The 24,207-nt window shown below is 68.5% G+C and carries 18 protein-coding genes; 14 read left to right on the top strand and 4 right to left on the bottom strand.

What is annotated here, in order from left to right; all coding sequences use genetic code 11:
* Positions 1–15 precede the first annotated feature (15 nt).
* Genes ACYVG2_RS17490 through ACYVG2_RS17455 form a run of 8 tightly spaced genes read left to right on the top strand, consistent with a single transcriptional unit; the run spans position 16 to position 11,578 of the window.
* Positions 16–1,017, top strand: a complete 1,002-nt coding sequence (locus ACYVG2_RS17490; RefSeq protein WP_460782160.1) for an ABC transporter permease — start codon at positions 16–18, stop codon at positions 1,015–1,017.
* Positions 1,017–2,762: a dipeptide/oligopeptide/nickel ABC transporter permease/ATP-binding protein gene (locus ACYVG2_RS17485; protein WP_460782159.1), complete on the top strand. Its 1,746-nt coding sequence runs from the start codon at positions 1,017–1,019 to the stop codon at positions 2,760–2,762. The genes ACYVG2_RS17490 and ACYVG2_RS17485 overlap by 1 nt, the downstream gene beginning before the upstream one ends.
* Positions 2,759–3,508, top strand: a complete 750-nt coding sequence (locus ACYVG2_RS17480; RefSeq protein WP_460782158.1) for an ABC transporter ATP-binding protein — start codon at positions 2,759–2,761, stop codon at positions 3,506–3,508. The genes ACYVG2_RS17485 and ACYVG2_RS17480 overlap by 4 nt, the downstream gene beginning before the upstream one ends.
* A gap of 32 nt (positions 3,509–3,540) precedes the next feature.
* Complete coding sequence (locus ACYVG2_RS17475) at positions 3,541–6,900, top strand: serine hydrolase (protein WP_460782157.1); 3,360 nt, start codon at positions 3,541–3,543, stop codon at positions 6,898–6,900.
* A complete protein-coding gene (locus ACYVG2_RS17470) occupies positions 6,900–8,042 on the top strand; it encodes a M20 family metallopeptidase (RefSeq protein WP_460782156.1) in 1,143 nt (380 codons plus the stop codon). Before ACYVG2_RS17475 ends, ACYVG2_RS17470 begins: the two co-directional genes overlap by 1 nt.
* A complete protein-coding gene (locus ACYVG2_RS17465; protein ID WP_460782155.1) occupies positions 8,030–8,833 on the top strand; it encodes a GNAT family N-acetyltransferase in 804 nt (267 codons plus the stop codon). The genes ACYVG2_RS17470 and ACYVG2_RS17465 overlap by 13 nt, the downstream gene beginning before the upstream one ends.
* The gene (gene menC, locus ACYVG2_RS17460) at positions 8,833–9,939 is read left to right on the top strand and encodes an o-succinylbenzoate synthase (protein ID WP_460782154.1); all 1,107 of its coding nucleotides are present in this window, start codon (positions 8,833–8,835) and stop codon (positions 9,937–9,939) included. The genes ACYVG2_RS17465 and menC overlap by 1 nt, the downstream gene beginning before the upstream one ends.
* 16 nt (positions 9,940–9,955) lie before the next feature.
* Complete coding sequence (locus ACYVG2_RS17455; protein WP_460782153.1) at positions 9,956–11,578, top strand: PucR family transcriptional regulator; 1,623 nt, start codon at positions 9,956–9,958, stop codon at positions 11,576–11,578.
* A gap of 11 nt (positions 11,579–11,589) precedes the next feature.
* Here the strand turns inward: ACYVG2_RS17455 and ACYVG2_RS17450 are convergent, their stop codons facing one another.
* On the bottom strand, positions 11,590–13,377 hold the full coding sequence (locus ACYVG2_RS17450; RefSeq protein WP_460782152.1) for an ABC-F family ATP-binding cassette domain-containing protein: 1,788 nt from the start codon (positions 13,375–13,377) through the stop codon (positions 11,590–11,592).
* Positions 13,378–13,423: 46 nt separating this feature from the next.
* Here ACYVG2_RS17450 and ACYVG2_RS17445 point away from each other — a divergent pair, with 46 nt between their 5' ends.
* Positions 13,424–13,915 (top strand): nucleoside deaminase, encoded by a 492-nt coding sequence (locus ACYVG2_RS17445; protein ID WP_460782151.1) that lies wholly within the window; start codon positions 13,424–13,426, stop codon positions 13,913–13,915.
* A gap of 17 nt (positions 13,916–13,932) precedes the next feature.
* On the opposite strand, the gene ACYVG2_RS17440 is transcribed toward ACYVG2_RS17445, so the two are convergent.
* Entirely contained in the window at positions 13,933–15,183 is a 1,251-nt protein-coding gene (locus ACYVG2_RS17440; protein ID WP_460782150.1) for a glycoside hydrolase 5 family protein, read from the bottom strand.
* Between the two features lie 8 nt (positions 15,184–15,191).
* A complete protein-coding gene (locus tag ACYVG2_RS17435; protein ID WP_460782149.1) occupies positions 15,192–16,214 on the bottom strand; it encodes a LacI family DNA-binding transcriptional regulator in 1,023 nt (340 codons plus the stop codon).
* A 141-nt stretch (positions 16,215–16,355) separates the two neighbouring features.
* Between ACYVG2_RS17435 and ACYVG2_RS17430 the strand changes: the two genes are divergently transcribed.
* The 5 genes from ACYVG2_RS17430 to ACYVG2_RS17410 all read left to right on the top strand — a co-directional run bounded on the left by ACYVG2_RS17430 (position 16,356) and on the right by ACYVG2_RS17410 (position 23,013).
* Positions 16,356–17,639, top strand: coding sequence for an ABC transporter substrate-binding protein (locus tag ACYVG2_RS17430; protein ID WP_460782148.1), 1,284 nt, complete (start codon positions 16,356–16,358; stop codon positions 17,637–17,639).
* 75 nt (positions 17,640–17,714) lie between these two features.
* Entirely contained in the window at positions 17,715–18,587 is an 873-nt protein-coding gene (locus ACYVG2_RS17425; RefSeq protein WP_460782147.1) for a carbohydrate ABC transporter permease, read from the top strand.
* 21 nt (positions 18,588–18,608) lie between these two features.
* On the top strand, positions 18,609–19,460 hold the full coding sequence (locus tag ACYVG2_RS17420) for a carbohydrate ABC transporter permease (RefSeq protein WP_460782146.1): 852 nt from the start codon (positions 18,609–18,611) through the stop codon (positions 19,458–19,460).
* Positions 19,457–21,706 carry a glycoside hydrolase family 3 protein gene (locus tag ACYVG2_RS17415; RefSeq protein ID WP_460782145.1) on the top strand — a complete coding sequence of 750 codons (2,250 nt, stop codon included), beginning with the start codon at positions 19,457–19,459 and terminating at the stop codon, positions 21,704–21,706. The genes ACYVG2_RS17420 and ACYVG2_RS17415 overlap by 4 nt, the downstream gene beginning before the upstream one ends.
* The gene (locus ACYVG2_RS17410; protein ID WP_460782144.1) at positions 21,703–23,013 is read left to right on the top strand and encodes a glycoside hydrolase family 125 protein; all 1,311 of its coding nucleotides are present in this window, start codon (positions 21,703–21,705) and stop codon (positions 23,011–23,013) included. Before ACYVG2_RS17415 ends, ACYVG2_RS17410 begins: the two co-directional genes overlap by 4 nt.
* Before the next feature lie 70 nt (positions 23,014–23,083).
* Here ACYVG2_RS17410 and ACYVG2_RS17405 read toward each other — a convergent pair whose 3' ends face one another.
* Positions 23,084–24,202 carry a substrate-binding domain-containing protein gene (locus tag ACYVG2_RS17405; RefSeq protein WP_460782143.1) on the bottom strand — a complete coding sequence of 373 codons (1,119 nt, stop codon included), beginning with the start codon at positions 24,200–24,202 and terminating at the stop codon, positions 23,084–23,086.
* Positions 24,203–24,207 lie beyond the last annotated feature (5 nt).

Here is a 24,207-nt window from a genome sequence, read left to right as displayed (position 1 = left end):
GTGGATCTCGAACCTATGAGTACGAGCACGGTGACAGCCCGTGTGGCGGAGGATGCCACCCGACTCGGCGACAGTCGATGGCCGCGATTCATCCTCCGCCGCACTGGCCGGCTGCTCGTCTCGCTGTGGGTGCTGGTGACGGCATCCTTCCTGATGATCCACCTCGTCCCCGGCGACCCGGTGCGCACCTCGCTGGGACCGACCGCCTCTGCGGCGGTGGTGGACGCGCGGCGGGAGTCCCTCGGACTCAACGACCCGCTGTGGCAGCAGTATCTGAACTACCTCCAGGGGGTGCTGACCGGCGATCTGGGCATATCGATCGGATCGCAGCTGCCCGTGGCCGACACCATCGCACAACGGCTTCCTGCGACGGCGGCGCTCGCCGTGCTCGCGTTCGTCGTCGCCGTGCTGATCTCGATCCCGATCGGGGTCTCGGTCGCCATCGCCACCCAGCGCGGGCGCGCCCGCGGCCTCGAACTCGGCTTCAGCTCGACGAGCGTGCTGCTCGGCTCCATCCCCGAGTTCCTCCTCGGCGTCGCGCTCGTCGCGGTGTTCGGAGTGCAGCTGGGGTGGCTGCCGGTCGCCGGGCGGGAGGGAGCCGCCTCGTACATCCTGCCCGTGCTCGCGCTGGCTTTCGGCCCCGCGGCGGTGCTCGCGCGCATCGTCCGGCTGGAGGTCCTCTCAGTGCTCGAGACCGACTTCGTCCGCACCGCGCACTCCAAGCGGCTGCGCAGCTGGAAGATCAACCTCCGCCATGTGCTGCCCAACGCGCTCACCGCGACCCTCACCCTGGGCGGGCTCATCCTCAGCAGCCTCGTGGCCGGAACCGTGCTCGTCGAGACAGTCTTCGCCTGGCCGGGACTCGGCAGCACGATCGTCGGCTCGATCCAGACGAAGGACTATCCGCTGGTTCAGGGCACTGTGCTCGTCTACGGCATCGGCGTGCTGCTCGTGAACACCGTCGTCGACGCGACGCTCGCCGTGCTCAACCCCCAGTCGACGGTCGCGGAGGGATGATGCGCACTCTCCGTCTCATGCTGCGCAGCCCGCTGGGCGCCACCGCGATGACGCTCTTCGCGCTCGTCGTGCTCACAGCCGTCCTCGCTCCTCTGCTCTGGGGCGAGCAGGCGGCGGTGACCGACACGGACGACCTGCTCGCCGGTCCTTCCTCAGAGCATCTGATCGGCACCGACAACCTCGGCCGCGATCTGCTGCTGCGCACTCTCGTCGCGACACGGCTCTCCGTCGTGCTGGCCGTGCTGGCCACCGCGGTCGCGGTCGGAGCAGGCCTCATCCTCGGTGTCGCGCCCCTCCTGCTCGGACGCGTGCTCGGACGACCGGTGATCTGGTTCACCGGTGTCGCGGTCGCCTTCCCAGGACTGCTGCTGGCGCTCTTCTTCGCGGCGATCTTCGGCAGCAGTTCGACCGCCGCGGTGTTCGCCATCGGGCTGGCAGGCGCCCCCGCGTTCGCTCGCCTGTGTCAGAACCTCATCGCCGGCATCGAGGCACGCGACTTCGTCGCCGCCGCACGGGTCGGTGGCGTCGACAGGTTCCGCGTGCTGCTGCGGCACGTGCTGCCCAACATCGGCGAACCTCTCATCGTGAACGCCACGATCGGCGCCGGCGGCGCACTCCTCGCGTTCGCAGGGCTCTCGTTCCTCGGCCTCGGAGTGCAGCCGCCTGAGTACGACTGGGGGCGGCTCATGATGGACGGCGTGCGCGGCATCTACCTGAATCCGCTCGCCGCACTCGCGCCCGGCATCGCCGTGGTGATCGCCGGCCTCGCCTTCAACCTCCTCGGCGAATCCGCGGCGCGCACCCTCGGGATCTCGGATGACGCCGTCCTCCTCTCGGTCGCACGCCGACGCGCCTCGCGGCGGTCGCGCACCGTCACCGCCCCGACTGCACCGGCTCCGGCCGAACCCGACGGAAGCGTGCTCGAGGTGCAGGACCTGCGCGTCACGTTTCCCGGCGCCACCGGCCCCGTGCACGCGGTGCGCGGCATCTCCTTCGCGGTCCGCGAGGGCGAGATCGTCGGCATCGTCGGAGCGTCCGGCTCCGGCAAGTCGATGACCGCGCTGGCCGTGGCCCAGCTCGTCGCCGATCCTGGGCGCGTGGAAGCATCCGTGCTGCGATTCCTCGACACCGACTTGCAGACCGCGACGAAGCAGCGACGGCGCCGCCTGCTCGGCACATCGCTCGCGATGGTCTTCCAGGACCCGATGTCGTCCTTCAACCCCACCATGCGGATGGGCGACCAGCTCGCCGAAGTGGCCACCGAGCACGCCGGGCTCAACAGACGAGAGGCGCGGCGGCGCGCCGCAGATCGACTGGCCGCGGTGCGGATCTCGCAGCCGGCGCGACGGGTTCGCCAGTACCCTTACGAGTTCTCCGGCGGCATGCGGCAGCGGGCGATGATCGGGATGGGACTCATGGTCTCCCCGCGGCTGATCATCGCGGACGAGCCCACCACCGCATTGGACGTCACGGTGCAGAGCCAGGTGCTCGAACTGCTGCGGGCGATCCGCGAGCAGGACGGCGCGTCGATCCTGTTCATCAGCCACGACATCTCGGTGGTCGCCGAACTGTGCGACCGGGTGCTGGTCATGAACGCGGGAGAGATCGTCGAAGAGCTGCGGACCTCAGAGCTCTCCTCGGCACGGCATCCGTACACCCGTGCCCTGCTCGCGGCCGTCCCGCATATGGGGACCGATCTGGGACGACCCCTCGCCGGCATCGAGGACGAGGTGACGACGCGATGAGTGAGCTCCGCTTCGAGAACGTGTCCGTGCGATACGGCCACGGTCGGACCGCCATGACCGCGGTCGATGATGTCTCACTCGTCGTCCCCGACGGTCAGGTGCTCGGCGTCGTCGGTGAATCGGGCTCGGGCAAGTCGACCCTCGCCCGCGCCGCCGTCGGTCTGGTCCCCCTGCACTCCGGGCGCATCCTCGTCGACGGCGAGCCGATCCCCCGACGCGGTCCCCGCCCGCTGCAGATGGTCTTCCAGGATCCCTACTCGTCGCTCGATCCGCGGATGAGCATCGGCGCGAGCATCTCCGAGATCATGCCTTCGGGGATGACGCGGCGAGCGCGATCGGCCGAGGTCGCCCGTCTGCTCGAGCTGGTCCACCTCGATCCGGACAAGGCGGACGCCTTCCCCGCTCGGTTCTCCGGTGGGCAGCGACAGCGCGTCGCCATCGCCCGCGCTCTGGCCGGCAAGCCGCGGGTGCTGATCGCCGACGAGATCACCTCCGCGCTGGACGTGCTCATCCAGGGCACGATCCTCAATCTCATCCGCGAACTGCAGGCCGAACTCGGCCTCTCCATGCTGTTCATCTCGCACAATCTCGCCGTCGTGCGCTACGTCTCCTCCCGCGTCGCCGTGATGCATGAGGGCCGCGTCGTGGAGGAGGGCACCTCCGCCGAAGTGCTCGGCGATCCGCAGGACGAATACACCCGCGAGCTTCTCGCCGCGATCCCCCGACCCATCCGATTCACCCCGTGACGAAGACCCACCACGTAATGAAGGAGCACAACGTGACCCGCACAATGCGCATCGACGACGTCCTCGCTCTCACCGTCCCGAGTCAGCCGGCCCTCTCCCCCGACGGTGCACGGCTCGCGTACGTCCTCGGAGGCGTCGACGTCGATGCCGATCGAGCGACCAGCGCGATCTGGCTCGTCGAGGACGGCGCCACCCGCGCGCTCACCCATGGCACGAGCGACGCCGCTCCGGTGTTCTCCCCCGCCGGTGACGAGCTCGCCTTCCTGCGCGACGGCCAGTTGTGGACGCTGCCGCTCGCCGGCGGCGAGCCGCGTCAGCGCACCCGCATACCGCTCGGCGCCGGCGCCGGCGTCTGGAGCCCCGATGGCTCGAAGATCGCGTTCACCGCCCCCGTGGCCGTGGAATCCGGCGAGACGGAGACCGACGAGCAGCGCGCAGCGCGTGAAGGCGCCCCCATCGTCACCGATGCCATCGATTACATGATCGACGGCGCCTGGTTGATCCGCGGGGTGCGCCAGCAGCTGCACGTGCTCGATCTGGCGGGCGACAAAGTCCGGCGGCTCACAGACCGCGACGTGCATGTGGGCAGCCCTGCGTGGTCGCCCGACGGGAAGACGCTCGCATACACCGCCCGCCCTTCCGATGCGACCGACCTCGAGGCGCGCTCCGCGGTGCACGCCGTCGATCCGGCCGACCCCGCCGCCCCGCCGCGCGAGCTCGCGTTCACCGACGGCTACGCGGCGACGGTGTCGTACACACCAGACGGCGGATCGCTGATCGTCGTCGGATGGAGCGGCGAGCCGGTCGGTCACGCCGGTCTGTTCACCGTCGACCTCGCATCCGGGAGCGCGACGGATCTCGCAGCCTCCCTGGACCGCAACGTCATGCCCGGCGCTCCGGCCTACCCCGGCGCGCTGCCGCAAGTCACGGACTCCGGCGACGTGCTCTTCGCCGTCAGGGACCGCGGAGCGACCCATCTGTACGCGGTCCCGCGAGCCGGCGGCGACCCCCGCCATGTGTTCGGAGGCACGGACGAGGTCGTCAGCGGCCTCTCCGTCGCGGGCGGCACCGCCGCCGTCGCGCTGTCGACGCCCACGTCGTTCGGCGAGATCGTGCGGGTCGATCCTGCGACCGGAGCCGGCGACGTGGTCACATCGCACGGCTCAGCGCCGGAGGGCGTCGAGCTGTTCGTACGGGAGAGTCGTGAGTTCACCATCAGCGACGGCACCGTGGTTCAGGGCTGGATCGTGCGCGACCCGTCGGTGACCGGACCGACCCCGCTTCTTGTGGATGTGCACGGCGGCCCGCACAACTCCTGGAACGGCGCGATGGACGAGATGCACGTCTTCCATCAGGAACTCGCGGCACAGGGCTGGACGATCGTCATGATCAACCCGCGCGGCAGCGACGGATACGGCGAGGAGTTCTGGAAGGGCGTGAACGAGGCCTGGGGCGTCGCGGACGCGAACGACTTCCTCGAGCCCATCGACGAACTCGTCGCCGACGGCACCGCCGATCCGAAGCGACTGGCGATCACCGGTTACAGCTACGGCGGGTTCATGACCGCCTACCTCACGGCTCACGACGATCGCTTCGCCGCCGCAGCCGCCGGCGGCATCGTCTCCGATCTCGTGAGCATGGGCGGCTCGAGCGACGACGCGCACCTGCTCAACGTCTTCGAGATCGGCAGGATGCCGTGGAGCTCGGCGGACCGCGAGAGCCTCATGGCGATGTCGCCGTACACCGCGGTCGAGAAAGTCACCACACCCACTCTCGTGCTGCACGGAGAGAAGGACCTTCGCTGCCCTCTCGGCCAGGCGCAGCAGTGGTACGCGGCGCTGCGCGAACGGGACGTGCCGACGCGCCTGGTGGTGTACCCGGGCGGCAGCCACATCTTCCCGCTGATGGGCGTGCCGAGCCACCGGGTCGACTACGCACGGCGCGTCGTCGAATGGGTGCAGCAGTACGCCGGCAGTGCCGACGGACCGCGCCCCGCACGTATCGACGCCGCGCACTGGCAGCGACGCCTCGACGCGCTCTCGGCCCTGCACGGGGTGCCGGGTGCGCAGCTCGGCATCCTTCGCTACGACGCGCAGGGAGCGGATGACGTCGTCGTCTGCTCGACCGGAATCCTCAACCGGAACCTGCCGCCCGCATCCGCCGCGACGCTCGATGACTCCCTGTTCCAGATCGGCTCGATCTCCAAGGTCTGGACGGCGACCGTGATCATGCGCCTCGTCGAAGAGGGCCGCTTCACGCTCGACACGCCGGTGCGCGAGATCATTCCCGGCGTACGTCTCGCGAACGATCACCTCACGGACGGCATCACGATCCGTCATCTGCTCACGCACACCAGCGGTCTCGACGGCGACGTGTTCACCGACACCGGTCGTGGCGACGACTGCCTCGAGAAGTACGTCGGCCTGCTCGCAGAGGTCGGCGAGAACCACCCGCTCGGCGCCACGTGGTCGTACTGCAACGCCGGCTTCTCGCTGCTCGGGCGCATCATCGAGCAGGTCACGGGCAAGACCTGGGACGACGCCATGCGCGAGCTGCTGTTCACCCCGCTCGGCCTCACGCACACCGTGACGCTGCCGGAGGAGGCGCTGCTGCATTCCGCAGCGGTCGGTCACGTCGATGCCGGTGAGGAGCAGGTCCTCGCCCCGGTGTGGGGGCTGCCGCGCTCGCTCGGCCCTGCCGGTCTCATCGCCGCGCGCGCAGAGGATGTGCTGGCCTTCGCCAGGCTGCATCTCGCGGGAGGCATCGGCGGCAGTGGCGAGCGGCTGCTGTCGGCTCAGACCGTGTCGGACATGCAGGCGTTCCACGCCGAGGTGCCGGACAAGCACGTGCTGGGCGATTCGTGGGGGCTCGGCTGGATCCGGTTCGACTGGAACGGCGCACGGCTGTACGGCCACGACGGCAACACGATCGGGCAGGCCGCCTTCCTGCGCGTGCACCCGGAATCCGGGGTCGCGGTGACGTTGCTGACCAATGGCGGCCATACCCGCGACCTGTACGGCGATCTGTACCGGGAGATCTTCGCCGAACTGTCCGGCGTGCGAATGCAGGAGCCCGTCCAGCCGCCGGCGGAGCCGATCGACGTCGATCTCACGCCCTTCGTCGGCACGTACGAGCGCGCCTCCGTGCGCACCGAGGTCTACGTCGCAGAAGACGGCAGCCCGATGATGCGCACGACCACGCTGGGACCGCTCGCCGAACTCGAAGCCGATCCGGTGGACGAGTACTCGTTGACCGCGCTCAGCGAGAACGTGTTCGCGCTGCGTCAGCCGGGAACCCAGACGTGGGTCACGGTGACGTTCTACGCGCTGCCCACCGGCGAGGAGTACGTGCACTTCGGCGCACGGGCGACCCCCAAGGTCACGGCCGGCTGATGAGTACGCCTTCCCCTCTCCGCGCGCGTCCGATCACCGAGGCGACGATGGTGGACAGCATCCGCCGCCTGATCGAGTGCGAGTCGCCCTCGGACGATCACGCCGCCGTCGCGCGTTCGGCCGATCTGGTCGCCGAGCTCGGCACGCTGTTGCTGGGCTCGGCACCGGAGCGCATAGAGGTCGAGGGGGTCGCGCATCTGCGATGGCGGTTCGGCTCATCGACGCGCGTGCTGCTGCTGGCGCACCACGACACCGTCTGGCCGCTCGGCACTCTGCGGCGCCTCCCGTACGGCGTGCGCGGGGGCGTGCTCTCCGGTCCGGGCAGCTTCGATATGAAGACCGGCCTCGCCATGGCCCTGCACGCAGTCGCGGCGCTCGAGGATCGCGATGGCGTCACGGTCCTCGTCACCGGCGATGAGGAGCTGGGCTCTCCTCGCTCACGCGCGCTGATCGAGGAGACGGCTCGCGGCGCGAGCGCCGCCCTCGTGCTGGAGGCATCCGCGGACGGCGGCGCGCTCAAGACCGAGCGCAAGGGCGTCGCGCTGTACGAGATGGTCGTCTCCGGACGCGCAGCGCACGCCGGGCTCGAGCCGGAGAAGGGGGTGAACGCCGGTGTGGAGCTCGCGCACCTCATCATCGCGGCCGCCGCGCTGTCGGATGCGAGCGCCGGCACGAGCGTCACCCCGACCCTCGCCGCATCCGGCACGACGACGAACACCGTCCCCGCCGAGGCACGCCTGCGGATCGACGTGCGCGCGCGCACGATCGCCGAACTCGAGCGCGTCGATTCCGCTCTGCGCGGCTACACATGCGTCGTACCCGGCGCCGGGATCGACGTGCGCGGCGGCGTCAACCGCCCGCCGCTGGAGCTCGGGATGTCGGCGCAGCTGTTCGCACTCGCCGCGAAGGTCGCGGATCGTCTGGGCCTCGACACGCTGAGGCAGGCCGCGGTCGGCGGCGCGAGTGACGGGAACCTCACGGCGGGGCTGGGCGTGCCGACGTTGGACGGGCTCGGCGCGGTCGGAGGCGGCGCACATGCCGATCACGAGCACGCCCTCGTCGCCGAGATCGTTCCGCGCACACGCCTTCTGACCGAGCTGGTCGCCGAGATATCGAGAACGGAAGAGCCATGGCACAACTGACGCGAGACGATGCGGTCGCAGTGGCAGCCGTCAGAGACGCCGAACGGGCGGCCTCCGCCGCCGGCGTCGACCTGCGCGAGTTGACCGGCATGGGCGAGCAGGCGGAGGCCATCCGGTTGCTCTCGGACATCTGGAAGCGTTCACCGGAGAACCCGCCAGTGCCGCCGGAACTGCTCCGCGCGATGAGCAAGGCCGGCAATTACATCGCCGGCGCCTTCGTCGATGCCGAGCTCATCGGCGTGGCCATCGCGTTCCACGCCGATCCCGATCGACATGCCCTGCACAGCCACATCGCCGGCATCGCTCCCGCCCACGCCGGCAGATCAGTCGGCTTCGCCCTCAAGCAGCATCAGCGGGCGTGGGCCCTGTCGCGCGGCATCGACACGGTCGAGTGGACCTTCGATCCGCTCGTCGCGCGCAACGCGTACTTCAACCTCAGCAAGCTCGGCGCGGTGCCGGTGGAGTATCTCGCGAACTTCTACGGCGAGATCGCCGACGGCATCAACACCGACGATGAGACGGACCGCCTCCTCGTGAGCTGGCGCCTGCGCAGCGCGGAGGCCATCGCGTGCGCGTCCGGCGCCTCGCTGACCGTGGCGAGGGAGCCGGGCGACACGGCGGTCGCGGTGCCGGCCGACATCGAGCGCGTCCGGCGGGAGGACATCGCCGCCGCGCAGCAGTGGCGACGCCGTGTGCGGGAGCAGCTCACCCGGCTGCTGGACGCCGGCGGACGCATCATCGGATTCGATCGGGCCGAGGGATACCTCGTGCGCCAGGGGAAGGACTCGTGATGAAGATCGAAGGACTGGAGCTGCGCCGCGTCTCGATGCCGCTGGTGTCCCCGTTCCGCACCTCGTTCGGAACGCAGACGGCGAAGGACATCCTGCTGATCAGGGCCGTCACCGAGAACGCGGAGGGATGGGGGGAATGCGTCACGCTCCCCGACCCGGTCTACTCCCCCGAGTACACCGAGGGCGCCGTCGACGTCATCAGGCGCTTCCTCGCCCCCGCACTCGCCGGTGCGGAGCTGACCGGGGCGCACATGGTCGGCGAGAAGCTCGCGAAGTTCAAAGGTCACCGCATGGCGAAGGCCGCCATCGAGATGGCGCTGCTCGATGCCGAATTGCGCGCGGCCGGCCGTTCGTTCGCCCGTGAGCTGGGCGGCGTGCGCGACACGGTGCCGTGCGGGGTCTCGGTCGGAATCATGGATGAGGTCCCCCGGCTCCTCGACGCGGTCGACGAGTACCTCGACGAGGGCTATGTGCGCATCAAGCTGAAGATCGAGCCGAGGTGGGACATCGACGTGGTCCGCGCAGTGCGCGAGCGCATCGGAGACGATGTGCAGCTCCAGGTGGACGCGAACACCGCCTACACGCTGCGCGACGCCCAGCATCTCGCCCGCCTCGACGAGTTCGGTCTGCTGCTCATCGAGCAGCCGCTCGAGGAGGAGGACGTGCTCGGTCACGCGGAGCTCGCCCGCATCCTCCGTACGCCCATCTGCCTGGACGAGTCGATCACGTCGGCGCAGACGACCGCTGCTGCGATCGCCCTCGGAGCCACCAGCATCGTGAACGTCAAACCGGGACGGGTGGGCGGTTACCTCGAGGCGCGACGCATCCACGACGTCGCGATGGCGCACGGCACCCCGGTGTGGTGCGGCGGGATGGTGGAGTCCGGTCTGGGCCGCGCGGCCAACATCGCCCTGGCCTCGCTGCCCGGTTTCACCCTTCCGGGGGACGTCTCGGCCAGCGACCGCTTCTACCGGACCGACATCACCGAGCCGTTCGTGATGAAGGACGGCCACCTCGCCGTGCCGCAGGGGCCCGGCCTCGGCGTCACCCCGGTACCCGAGGTGCTCGACGAGCTCACGACCTGGACCGAGTGGGTGCCGATGTGAGGTTATGCTCGCGGACATGAGCTCGCTGACCCGGTCGAGCTGGGGTCGTGTCTACGACGACCTCGGCGTGACCCTCCTCGACGTCGCCCACGGCGCCATCGATGTGGATCAGCAGATCGGCGGTGTGCTGATCCACGATCCGGTCGACGAACCGGTGTATCCGCCGGATGCGATCGTCCTCGCCGTCGGGATGCAGGATCCTGCGGCACTGGCGGCGCTGGTGACGGACGCCGGAGAACGCGGCGCCGTGGCTGTGGTGGTGCGGGCGTCGACAGATCTTCCGGATGCTGTCCTCATGGCGGCGGATGATGCCCGTGTCGCCATCCTCGGCCTCGCGCGCGGAGCCACCTGGACGCAGCTGGCGGCGCTCCTGCGCTCCGTGCTCTCGGAGGACGACGTCGGGCGCACACCGTCGGAGTCGCTCGGGGGCGTCTCCGCTGGGGACCTCTTCGCCGTCGCGAATGCGATCGCGGCCCTCCTGGATGCTCCCGTCACGATCGAAGATCGATCCTCGCGGGTGCTCGCGTTCTCCGGCGGCCAGGAGGCGGCGGACGAGTCGAGGGTCGAGACGATCATCGGGCGCCAGGTGCCGGATCGTTACGCGCGGGCTCTCACCGAGATGGGCGTGTTCCGCGATCTGTATCGCGACGACGTCCCCGTCGTGATCGATCCGATGGATCTCGGTCAGGGGGTGACGACGCAGCGCATCGCGATCGCCGTGCGGGCGGGCGATGAGGTTCTGGGGTCGATCTGGGCGGCCATGGACGGACCTCTCACACCGGAGCGCACCTCCACCCTGCGCGATGCCGCGAAGCTCGTCGCCCTGCATCTGCTGCGCGTCCGCGCAGGAGCGGATGCCGAACGCCGTCTGCGCGCCGAGCTCGTGAGCAGGGCGGTTGACGGCGGCGTCGGGGCGCGCGACGCTCTCGGCCGATTGGGCCTGGCCGGTCAGCGCGTCTGCGTCGCCGCGGCTATGCTCGCCCCGGCTCAGGACGGCGTGCCGCGAAGCGATCAGGACCTCATCGCGGACCGCGAGAGGCTCACCGATGCGCTCGCGCTGCACCTGTCGGCCGTGCAGCGCGGAGCGGCGGTGGCGCTCGTCGGAGACACCGTCTACGGCATCCTGCCCGTCGCCGATGTGGCGGCGGAGGAGCGCTCTACGCGCCTGGCCGAGGACTTCCTGCAGCGGGTGGGACCGCGCCTTCCCGCACTGATCGGGATCGGGCAGCCTGCGCAGTCCGTCGCCGACATCGCCCGCTCGCAGACGCAGGCGCGACGCGTGCTGCGCGTTCTGACCGAGAGCCGCGGACAGCGCACGATCGCCAGGATCTCGGAGGTGGAGACCGAGTCGCTCGTGCTCGAGCTGCGCGATCTACGCTCGTCGCGCGGCGATGTCGTCTCGACGGCGCTCGAGCGTCTCCTCGAGTACGACGCGCGCAGTGACGCGCGTCTGGTGCAGACGCTCGCCGCTTGGCTGGACAGCTTCGGCGACGTGAGGAGCGCCGCGGCGGCATGCTTCGTCCACCCGAACACGTTCCGCTATCGACTGCGCAGGGCCGTGGAGGTCAGCGGCATCGACCTCGATGATCCGGAGGCGCGTTTCGCGACCATGCTCGAGCTGCGAACGCTTCCGCTCTGACCCTCCGGGGCTCAGCCGAGCTGATCGGTGAGCTCGAGCCAGCGCGTCTCGTTCTCCTCGACCTCGGCCTCGAGGGCACTGATCCGCTTCATCTTCTCGGCGAGGCCTTCGTAGTCGGATTGGTCGTGCTCCACGAGCGCGTGCTTCGCCTTGTCGATCTGCTGGGTGAGCTTCTGGATCTTGCGCTCCGCTGCAGCGATCTCCTTCTGCGCAGCGCGCAGCGCCGCGCCGTCGAGACCCGGCTTCGATGTCGACGCCTTGGTCGCGGACGGTGCCCCGCTCTGCTCGGCCGTCCGAAGACGCAGGTACTCGTCCACTCCGCCCGGCAGGTGGCGCAGTCGTCCGCCCATGACGGCGAACTGCTGATCTGTGACGCGCTCGAGGAAGTACCGGTCGTGGCTCACCACGAGCAGCGTGCCGGGCCAGGAGTCCAGCAGGTCCTCGATGGCGGCGAGCATGTCGGTGTCCATGTCGTTGGTCGGCTCGTCGAGGATCAGCACGTTGGGCTGCTCGAGCAGCACCAGCAGCAGCTGCAGGCGGCGCTGCTGTCCACCGGAGAGGTCCTTCACGGGCGTCGAGAGCTGCGCGGATGAGAATCCGAGGCGCTCGAGCAGTTGGCCGGGTGTGAGCGACTGCGACTTGGACCCTGTGCCGAAGGTGTACTCCGTGCGCAGGCCCTCGATCACCTTGCGCACCGGATCGTTCCACACCGCTGTCAGCTCATCGATCCGCTGCGTCAGGGTCTTCACCTTGACCGTCGTTCCGCGTTTGACCCGACCGCTGGTCGGCTCGATCGTGCCGGCGACGAGACCGAGCAGGGTCGACTTGCCTGCACCGTTGACGCCCAGGATGCCGGTGCGCTCGCCGGGCGCGATGCGCCACTCCACGTCGCGCAGTACCTCGCGGTCGCCGTACTGCACGCCGGCGTCCAGCAGGTCGACGACGTCCTTGCCGAGGCGAGAGACGGCGAGGGACTGCAGCGACACCTTGTCGCGGATCTCCGGCACATCCTCGATCAGTTCGTTCGCCGCGTCGATGCGGAACTTCGGCTTGCTCGTGCGGGCCGGCGCTCCACGGCGCAGCCATGCGAGCTCCTTGCGAGCGAGATTCTGGCGCTTCGCCTCGGTCGCGGCCGACATGCGGTCGCGTTCCACGCGCTGCAGGATGTACGCCGCGTAGCCGCCCTCGAAGGGCTCGACGATCCGGTCGTGCACCTCCCACGTCTCGGTGCAGACCTCGTCGAGGAACCATCGATCGTGCGTGACGACGAGGAACGCGCCCGAATTCACGGCCCAGCGCTTCTTCAGATGGCCCGCGAGCCAGGTGATCGCCTCGACATCCAGGTGGTTGGTCGGCTCGTCGAGCGCGACGATGTCCCAGTCCTTGACGAGCAGAGCGGCGAGGGCGACACGGCGTCGCTGTCCGCCGCTGAGGCCCAGCACCTGCGCGTTCCAGTCCAGGTCGGCGAGCAGCCCTTGGATGACATCGCGCACGCGGGCATCGCCGGCCCACTCGTACTCCTCCAAGTCGCCGACGACCGACTGCGCGATCGTGAGGGAGTCGTCGAGGGTGTCGGCCTGATCCAGCACGCCGACCGTGGTGCCCGCTCGCATCGTCACACGTCCGGCATCCGGTTCCTTGCGTCCCGCGAGCATCGCGAGCAGAGAGGACTTGCCGTCGCCGTTGCGCCCGACGATCCCGATGCGATCGCCCTCCTCGATGCCGAGGGTGATGGAGTCGAAGACGACCTTGGTCGGATATTCCAGATGGAGGCCCTCGGCCCCGAGAAGATGTGCCATGTCACTCCAAGGCTACGGCAGTCGGCTGATTGCTAGCCTCGGTGCCATGACGACGTTCTACCTGCCCACCGAAGTCGAACACGCGCACCTTCGCCGGTGCGTCGATCTCGCCCGCGAGGCGCTCGAGGACGGCGACGAGCCGTTCGGGTCCGTCCTGGTGGATGCGCAGGGCGCCGTGCGGTTCGAAGACCGCAACCGCGTCAAGCACGGAGATCAGACGCGCCATCCGGAATTCGAGATCGCGCGCTGGTCGGCGTCGAACCTCACGCCCGAAGAGCGCGCGTCGAGCACCGTCTTCACCTCGGGTGAGCACTGTCCGATGTGCGCGGCGGCGCACGCATGGATGGGACTCGGGCGCATCGTCTACGCCGCGAGCTCCGCGCAGCTCGTGGAGTGGAGCGCTGAGCGCGGCGCAGCGCCCTCCCCTGTCGCTGCCCTGCCCATAGGGACCGTCGCTCCCGGTGTTCCCGTCGCGGGGCCCGTCGCCGCGTTCGCCGACGAACTCCGCGAACTGCATCTGCGCCGCGCTGGCGGCTGATCGCGGTCCGCGCGCCGTCACACCGAGCGCGTCAGGTCCACCGAGGTGATTCCGAGATCCGCGAGTCGCCCGGCATCCGCCGCTGTGCGAGACGTGATGACCGTGACAGCCTCGCCCTGCTCGCGCAGTTCGTGCCACCTTTCGAAGACCGCTCCGCCGGGTGCCAGATCCGTACGAGTGACGGGAAGATCGTCATCATCCACGTCGACGACGACGCCGACGCTGCGCGGTTCCGCGATCGGGAGCTCGCCGGCGCGTGCTCGCGCGATGAGGTCCGCGAACTCCCGCCCGAGCGGCTTCACCGCGTTGTCGACGTCGAGGAGACCGAGTGAGTACTCGAGCTCCTTGTAGTCCCCGAGTGCGCGGGACACGTCATGCGAGCACCACCATGTGATGCCGTACAGCCCCGGCGCGCTGAGGGCGGCCGTCACGGTGCGCGCCGCGAACTCCGGCATCTCCTCATCCGCGAGATTCAGCGAAGGAGCGCCGACCTCCTGCAGCCAGACCTGACGCCCGGGATCGGTCGCGAACGCCTTGGAGAGCTCGATCATCCACTCCGCATGGCGCACGGACTGCGCAGACAACCCGCCGTAGGTCGCCGCCGTTCCGTTGAAGATCCATGAGTGGACCGTGGTGATGTCGCCGAGGCGGGACGCGTGAACGGGAAGGAAAGGGTGCCCGTCGCGGTACCAGAGATGGTCGTTCTCGCTGTGCGTGATGAGGTGGCGCGGGTCAGGATCCGACGGCGCTGTCAGGAGAGAGGACAGCCAGTGACCGATCTGGTCGCTGTCCGCCGGCATCGCCGACGGATTCGGGAGCTGGAATTGGTTGAGCTCGTTCCCGAGGGTCAACCCGATCAGGTTGGGACGATCCCTGACCGCGTCGTACACGGCCGCGACCAGTTCGGCCTGCGCGGCGATCGCGGCCTCGTCGACGAACATGTTGCCGTCATGCCAGTTCACCAGCCACGCCGGCACGAAATCGAACCCGGACATGTGGCCCTGGATGACGTCCACAGCGATGTCCAGTCCGAACTCGGCGGCGATGTCGGCGACCAGTGCGATGTCATCCAGCGCCTTCTTCCGGATCAGAGTCCGGTTCGGCTGGAGCACAGGCCACAGTGGGAAGACTCTGACGTGGTCGATGCCTAGACCCGCGAGCGCTTGGAAGTCGGCGCGCACGACATCCGGGTCGATCCCCATCCACTGGAACATCCAGTCCTTGGAGGGCGTGTAGTTCGCTCCGAATCGCGGAGTGCGGTCAGTCACTGTGAGTCTCATCCTTCTTGCTTTGCGGGTGATGCGGTCGATTCACGAACGATGAGTCGACGGCCGGACACGGTCTGCGAGGAGACCTCCTCGCCGTCGACGAGCTTTCGCAGCATCTGCACTGCGGTGCGGGCGCTCTCCTCCACTGGCGCGTCGAGGGCCGTCAGACGCGGCCGGACCAGCGTCGAGACCCAGGAGTCCTCCCACGCCACGACGGAGAGCTGCTCCGGTACGCGTACCCCGATCTCCGGCGCATGCGCGACGATCTCCGCGGCCATCGCCTCGCTGTCCACGACGAGCGCGGTGGCCCCGCCGGCGCGGTGCAGCAGATCTGCAACGGGATCGGAGGTCGCCGGATCCCATCGCAGCACTTCTGCGGCGATGCCGCTTCGCCGCGCGGCCTCGGTGAAGCGACGGTCGCGGTCGCGGGCGTGCACGAGTCCGGGAGAATCGCTCACGCGTGCGATCTGCCGATGTCCGAGGTCGCCGAGGTGAGTGAGCACCTGGTCGTACGCCGTCTCGTCGCTCACTGTCACCGCGGGGACGGCGTCGTCGATCGGCGCACCCAGCAGCACAGCGGGGACTCCGAGTTCTCTCACGTGCGCGAGACGAGGGTCGTCGTCGCGGACGTCGACGAGGAGAAAGGCGTCCACGCGCCGCTCGCTCCACCATTCCCGATAGACGCGCTGCTCGTCTTCTGCACGTACGAGGGTGAGAGAGAGCGACCAGTCGATCTCTGCCAACGGCTGCGTGAGCCCGGCGATCAGCCTCATGAAGAACGGATCGCGCTCGAATCTGCCTCCGACTCGCGATACGACGAGCCCGAGGCTGCGCCCTCCCTGCCCTCCGACTTTGCGGCTGGCGTAGTTCGGGCGCCAGTTCAGTTGGTCCGCGGCCTCCCGGATGCGGGCAGCTGTCGCCTCCGAGACATTGGGGCGCCCGTTGAAGACATGCGAGACGGCGGACGGGGAGACGCCCGCTCGCGCGGCGACGGCGGCGATGGTGACTCGGGCTGGTTTCTTCTCGTTCATCTCATGAGAGAGATTAGGGGCTTGACCGTTGAATGTAAAGCGGTATACATTAGCCGCCAGTTGATGTGTACCGCTTTACTAAATCCCGAACGAGCGACCATCATCCCCTATCAGATGCACCGCAGCTCTCAGGAGGTCTCCTTGTCCGAAGGCATCAGCAGGCGCACGTTCCTCGGTGCGTTGATCGGAACCGGCGTCGTGACACCGTTGCTGGCAGGGTGCGGCCCGCTCATGCCCGCGTCGAGCGCGCCGGGCGCCTTTTCCGTGCACACGCAGCTCAGCGGTGCCGTCTCGGGTGCGCAGGTGTTCTCCGACGTGGTGGCCGCATACCAGCGCGCGAACGATCAGACCGTCGCACTGCTCAAGAACGGATCCGATCTGCCGATCGTGTTCGAGACGAGCGCCCTCGCCGGCAAGGAGGCCGACATCGCGATGGTCAACCTGCAGGGACGCACCCTGTCGTGGACGCGTCTCGAGGCGACGATCCCGGTCGAAGACCTTCTCGACGAATGGGGTCTGCGCGACAAGATCATTCCGGAGGCGATCGAGGAGTGGACGGACGAGGACGGCCACCTCCGCGCATTCCCCTTCACACGAACGAACTGGCCCGTCTCGTTCAACGTCGGCCTGCTCGACGAAGCCGGCGTGCAGTTGCCAACCACGACGGATGAACTCATCGCGGTCGCCGATGCGCTCCGGTCCAAGGGGATCGGTCCCGTCACGGTCGGCGGCTCCGACTGGAGCGGGCAGAAGATGTTCCTGCAGATCCTGCAGGGCTTCCTCACCAAGGAAGAAGCCAGTCGAGCATTCTCGAGCGGCAAACTCTCCGAGAGTCCAGGTGCGATCGCCGGAGTCGAGCATTTCGTCGAGCTCCGCGACGCCGGGGTCTTCGTCGACAACGTGCAGGGGTACACCTCGGACTCCGAACTCACCCAGTTCAACACCCGCAAAGCAGCCATCGTCCCTGCGATGTCGTCGGCACTGGCACTCGTGCCGGCGGAGCGGGCGGCAGAGGTGGTCGTCGGCGGCTGGCCGAAGCCATCCCGAGGCGGCGTCCTCGCCCATCCGAGCGTGATCCAGAGCTACAACGGGCACGGGATCTGGATCAGCACGAACGGCGCGGAGAAGCTCGATCTGCTCAAGCCGTTCATCCAGAACCTCTACAGTCCGGAGGTCACGAAGGAATTCATCCTCGGCTCGGGACGCGACATGAGCAGGGTCACGGATGTCGTGAGCACCGACTTCCCGCTCGTCGCGCAGGCGTCGCAGCTGACGACCGACCAGGTGACCCCGGTGATGCTCCCCGATCTACTCATCCCCGATGCCGTGTTCGAGCCGATGATCCGCGCCACGGCGATGGCGTACGGCACCGCCTCTGTCGATCAGATCATCGACACGTTCGAGAAGGCCTACGACGCGGCCTGACGGCCCGGAAGGACAATGATGACCGCGCTCGCCCCATCTCCCACCGCACCCGCATCCTCCGAACCACGAGGGCCCGTGCCACGACGCCGCTCCACCTTGCGCGAGCGCTTCCCCGGTCTGGCCCTGCCTGCCCTGATCTGGTACGCCGTGTTCATGATCGGGCCCGTCGTCGCGATCTTCGTGATCGCGTTCCTCGACTGGCCAGGGATGCTCGAGACCCCGACCGCCGCCGGATGGGCGAACTTCTCCGCTGTGTTCGCCGACACCACGTTTTGGGCCGCTCTGGGCAACTCGGCGATCCAGATCATCATCGGGCTGCCGATCATGATCGTGCTGGCATTCCTGCTCGCGTTCTACGTCGTGCAGAAGCCGCCGGGGCACCGCGTCCTGCGCTATCTGCTCTTCATCCCCGCTCTCATCTCGGCCCCTGCCACCGCCATGGTGTTCTACGCCATGCTCAACCCGGACGGCCTGGTCAACGGCGTCCTGCGACCGCTCGGACTCGAGGGCAACGCCTGGCTCGCTGATCCGAGCACCGCCCTGGGGGCGATCATCGCCGTCGAACTGTGGAGCGGCATCGGATATTCGGCCGTGCTCATCGCCGCGCGACTGGACGGCGTCGACTCCGAGATGATCCAGGCGGCACGCGTGGACGGTGCCGGGGACTGGCGTATCGCATGGCGGATGTACTGGCCGATCGCCCAGGACTTCATCGGCGTCGTCACGATGCTGCAGTTCCTGTCCCTGTTGTTCAACTCCGCGCAGACCGTGCTGCTGCTGACCCAGGGCGGGCCGGGCAACTCCACGATGACGCTGTCCTACCTCATCTACCGCAAGGCCTTCGTCGAGACCGATCTCGGCTACAGCCAGGCAGTCGGTGTGATCCTGTTCATCATCGGGCTGGTGGGAATGGGCCTCATCCGCCGCTTCCTGCGCGCAACCCACTGACCTCGGACGAAGGCGAACCTCATGGCACGACGCACTGTCCTCCCGCTGCGCGACCGCGTGGGATCGATCACCAGCGGGACGCTCGCGTGGCTCTATGCCGCCGCGCTGCTCATCCCGTTTTATTACTTCATCACCTCGTCGTTCAAGACGAACGAGGAGATCTTCGAGTCTCCGCTCGCATTGCCGACGCAGTGGGACCTGTCGAACTTCGCCATCGCGATCCAACAGGCCGACCTCTGGCTCGCGATAGCGAACTCCGCCCTCACGACGGTCTGCGCCCTCATCCTCACGCTGCTGCTCGCGCTTCCGGCGTCCTTCGCCCTTGCCAGGGCGAAGGGACGAGTGGGCAGGGTCATCGAGACCGTGTTCAGCCTCGGTTTCCTGATCCCGTCGTTTGCGGCCTTGTTCCCCACCTTCCTGCTGGCCGCAGCGCTCGGCCTGTTCCACACCCGCACGTTCGTCGTGCTCCTCCTGCCTGCCACGGCGCTCCCGTTGTCGATCGTGATCCTCACGTCCTTCATGCGCACGATCCCACGAGAGTTGGAGGAGGCCGCGTCCATGGACGGGGCGACGACGCTCCAGGTGCTGCGTCAGGTGTACCTGCCCATCTGCATCCCCGGCATCGCCACCGTGCTGCTGCTGAACTTCCTGTCGTTCTGGAACGCGTACCTCTACCCGCTGATCCTGATCGGCCCCGACACCGCACAGCGCACCATCCAGGTCGCGCTGCCGACCCTGAAGGTGGATGCCGGTACCGATTACGGTGTGCTGATGGCTGGAACCCTGCTCACACTGCTCCCGGTGTATCTCGTCTACACCGTGCTGCAGCGTCAGATGCAGCGTGCGCTCGTATCGGGAGCGATCAAGGGATGACCTCTGCGAACGACCTCTCGCTGCGCGAACGCGTCGGACAGATCAATCAGCGCCTCAAGGGCTGGGAGGCCGTCCGCTGGATCGACGGCGAACCCAGGATCACCGATGTGCTCCGCCGAGAGGTGGACAGGTGGGGCGGCGTCGGAGCCGTCTACGGTGTGCTGCGCGCCGACCCGTGGTCGCAGGTCCGGTGGGACAACGGCATCCCGCCCGAGCGGAGTGCCGAGGCGTACCGCGCGGTGCAGGACCACGTCATCAGCAACGGTGCCGGCATCCCGACGCTGTTCGTCGAAGAGGCGCCCCACGGGCTGATGGCTCTGGGCGCGACCACGCTCCCGGTGAATCTCGCTCTCGGCGCCACCATGGACCTCGAACTCGCCGAGCACCTGGCCGGGGAGGTCGCTGCCGAGGCACGCGCCCGCGGGACGCATGTCGCCCTGGTATCCGGTCTCGATGTCCTGCGCGACCCGCGGTGGGGACGTGCGGAGGAGTGCTTCAGCGAGGATCCGGCGATCGCTGCGGCGTTCGTCGAGGCGACAGTGCGCGGCATGCAGGGCACCGGCTCGCACGCAGCCATCGACCGCGCGCACGTCGCGGTCGTCGCCAAGCATCTCGCCGCACAGGGGGCGGGAATCGGCGGGCGCAACGGATCTGGTGCCCCGATAGGCGTCCGCGAGCTGGGTGAGGTGCATCTGCGACCCGCCTACGCCGCCGCGCGAGCGGGTGTGTCCGGCTTCATGGCCGCGTACAACGACATCGACGGTGTCCCCTGCAGCGCGAACCGTCAGCTGCTCACCGGCACGCTCCGCGAGGAATGGGGCTGGGAGGGCATCGTGATGGCGGACGGGACGGCCATCGACCGCCTTCGGGACTGCACTCCCGACGCGGCATCCGCAGCGGCACTGTCCATCCACGCCGGTGTGGACCTCAGCCTGTGGGACGACGCCTTCACGCATGTCGTGGAGGCCGTGGAACGCGGGTTGCTCGATGAGGACGACGTCACCGCCGCGGCGGATCGCGTCCTGGGTTTGAAGGCGCGACTAGGCCTCCTCGACGGCACCGGTGATCCGCACCGCGGATCTCCGCACGAGGGCCGCGAACTGATCGCGCTCGCCGCAACGGCCGCGAAGGAATCAGTCGTCATCGTCCACGACCGCGACGCCCTCCCGATCTCCGCGTCCGCCGTGATCGCGCTCGTGGGGCCGAACGCCGACGATCTCGAGGCGCAACTGGGCGACTACTCCCCTCCCCGGCCGCCGGAGGATCCGGAGGCGTCGACCGTGCGCTCCGCTCTGATCCGGCGGTACGGGAGCGAGAACGTGCGATTCGCCCCCGGTTCGACGCATCGCCGAGGCCTGGGCGCCGATGGACTGGATACGGTCACCGCGGCGTGCACAGGCGCGGATGTCACGGTCGTCGTGCTCGGAGGGACGAGTCGCCGCAGCTACGACGACGAGTTCGCCGCCAACGGAGCCGTCGACGCTCCAGCCGCCGACACGACGAACGGCGAGGGGGTCGATCTGTCGCAGCTGGCGCTGCCGACGGCTCAGCTCGACGTCCTTCGGGCGGCGCGTGCAGCCTCGCTGCGCGTGGTCACGGTCGTCATCGACGGCCGACCCCGGCCGCTGACCGAGGTGGCTGCGCTGTCAGACGCGCTGATCGTGGCTCCGTTCCCTGGTCCAAGCGGCGGGCAGGCGATCGTGGATGCCTTATCCGCTGATGTTGCCGGCGGACTGCTTCCTGCGACGTTCCCCTCCGTCGACGGCGTCCTGCCCGTCGCGCACGACGAGCGCAGGGAGACGGCGCGCGGCTACGTCGACGCACGGTACCCCGTCGGTCATCTCCTCGGCACCGGTATGCCAAAAGGCGTCACGGTGCGCCTGCGGTCCGGCCGTTCGTCGATGACAGCGAGTGCCCTGTCCGATGGAGCCGTCAGCACGCTCGTCGCGGACGTCGCGAACGGCTCCGCCTCCGAAGCCACGATCGCCGTGCCCCTCTACGGCCGGCGCCACGAGCTCGGCCTGCGCCCCAGGCGGCGCACCGTGCTCGACGTCCGTCGCGTCCGCGTGCCGGCCGGTGGGTCGGCCGCCGTGCGGTTCACGCTCGGGCTCGATGCCCTGGGCTCCTGGGAGACCGGCCGTCCGGTACCTTCGCCGGTCGAGATCCTCGCCTGGACGAGCCCGCAGCATGATCCGCCGGAGGATGCCGCGACAGTGCTGATCACCGAGGAGCAGAGCGCAGGATGAGCAGGTTGACGGAGCTGACACCTGATCGAACCACCGTCGATCTCCTCCGGACTGCGGCAGAAGAGGTCGGCGCCGTCTGCGGGGCCCGCAGCGGCGAACTGGTCGAGGCCGCCCTGCTGCGCACGCTCACCCGCACGATCAGCGTCGATGAGACGGGTTCGGTGTTCGTCATAACCGGTGACATCCCCGCCATGTGGTTGCGCGATTCCACAACTCAGCTGACGCCGTACCTGCGGTTCCTCGACCGCAGTGCGTGGCTGGCCGACCTCGTCGGATCCGTCGTCGCGCGCCAGTTCGCGTTCATCGCCCACGACCCGTACGCGAACGCGTTCAACGATGGGCCGACCGGGGCGCATTACGACGCAGATGACATCTGCGCGGACCCGGCGGTGTGGGAGCAGAAGTACGAGATCGACAGCCTCTGCTATCCGATCGCACTCGCCCATACGCTCTGGAAGACGACCGGACGCACGGACTTCATCGATGACGTCGTCCACGCCGGTCTCCGCGCGATCGTCGCCCAGTTGCGTCTCGAACAGCGCCACGAAGACTCGCCCTACCGTTTCGAACGCGCCACCGCGGTTCCGACCGAGACCTTGGCGCGAGGCGGCAGGGGATCCGCGATCGGATACACGGGGATGACATGGAGCGGGTTCCGGCCGTCGGACGACGCCTGCACCTACGGCTACAACATTCCCGCGAACCTGTTCGCCGCGCAGGCTCTCCTGTCCGCTGCAGAGATCGCAGAGGCCGTCTGCGCGGATCCGGACCTGGCCTCGAGTGCCCGGAGTCTGTCCGCCGACCTGCGAGCGGGCGTCGAGAGCTTCGCAATCGTGGACGGGCCGACCGGCGCCTCCATCTACGCCTACGAAGTGGACGGCCTCGGCGGCGTGCTGTGCATGGACGATGCCAACACGCCATCGCTGCTCTCGCTCCCGCTCATCGCGCCGGACGTCATCGACCGCCGGGTCTGGGAAGCGACTCGCGAATTCGTGCTGAGCCCCGAGAACCCGTATTGGTTCTCCGGCTCGGCGCTGCGCGGTGTCGGCAGTCCGCACACCAGGACGGGACGCGTCTGGCCGATCGCGCTGGCAGTGCAGGGCCTCGTCGGGACGCCCGCCGAGCGGATCCGCCTTCTGCGGATGATCAGCGACACGGATGCCGGGACGGGGCACATCCACGAGAGCGTCGATGTCAACGACCCGACGGTGTTCTCGCGGCCCTGGTTCTCGTGGGCGGAGTCGATGTTCTGCGAGCTCGCGCTGGCATCGGTCGATGATGTCAGGGGCATCCCTGCAGCGAGCTGACCACCGCCGGACGGAACGAGCCGCCCGGACCAGATGGTCCGGACGGCTCGCGCGTCCCCAATGGGAGTCGTTACTTGTACGACTCCACGATCTCCAGGAGGGTCGGAACGTTGGCGTAGGCCTCTGCCGCGTTCTCCTTCGTGACGATGACCGGGTCGAGCAGGTACGACGGGACGACCTTCGAGCCGTTGTCGTAGGACTCGGTGTCGTTGACCTCGGCCTCCTCGCCCTTCTGCAGCTGGCCGACCATCTTGATGGCCTGCTCCACGAGCAGCGCGGTGTCCTTGTTGATCGTGGAGTACTGGATGCCCTCCATGATCGACTTCACCGACTCGACCTCGGAGTCCTGACCGGTGACGACCGGAACGCCCTTGCCCGCCTGCTGCGCAGCAGTGAGGATGGCGCGGGCCAGGGTGTCGTTCGGCGACAGCACGCCGTCGAGCACGACGTCACCGCCGTACGATCCGGTCAGCAGCGTGTCCATGCGGTTCTGCGCGTTCTCGGCCAGCCAGCCCTCCGTCGCCGTCTGGGCGATCTCGGTCTGACCCGAGACGACGTTCAGCGTGCCGTCGTCGATCGCCGGCTGGAGAACCTCCATCGCACCGTCGAAGAAGACGGCCGAGTTGGCGTCGTCCGGCGAGCCGGAGAACAGCTCGATGTTGTACGGCGCCTCGTGACCGGCGCGCTCGGCGAGCCCGTCGAGCAGGGCCTGGCCCTGGAGGTTGCCGACCTTGAAGTTGTCGAACGCGACGTAGTAGTCGAGTGCGTCGGTGTTCTCGATCAGTCGGTCGTACGCGATCACGTAGGCGCCGGCATCCTTGGCCGCCTGCACCTGCGTGGCCAGCTGCTTGCCGTCCTTCGCGCCGATGATGATGACCTTGGCACCGTTGGTGACCATGGTCTGGATCTGGTTCTGCTGCTCGGCGACGGTGTTGCTCGCAGGTGCGTACTGGACGTCGGCCTTGTAGCCGGCTTCCTCCAGCCCGTCGGTGAACAGCTGACCAGCCAGAACCCAGTTCTCGCTGGTCTTGTCCGGCAGCGCGACACCGATCGTCGAGCCTGCTTCGAATCCGGTGACTTCCTCGTCGGTGCCGCCTCCGGTGCCGCCGCCACGTTCGCCGGAGCAACCGGTGAGGGCGAGAGCTGTCGCGGCGACAATCGCTGTGGCCGCAAATGCCATTCTCTTCATGCGAT

The organism is Microbacterium shaanxiense, from assembly GCF_054779995.1.
This window is presented reverse-complemented; position numbering and strand designations above follow the sequence as displayed.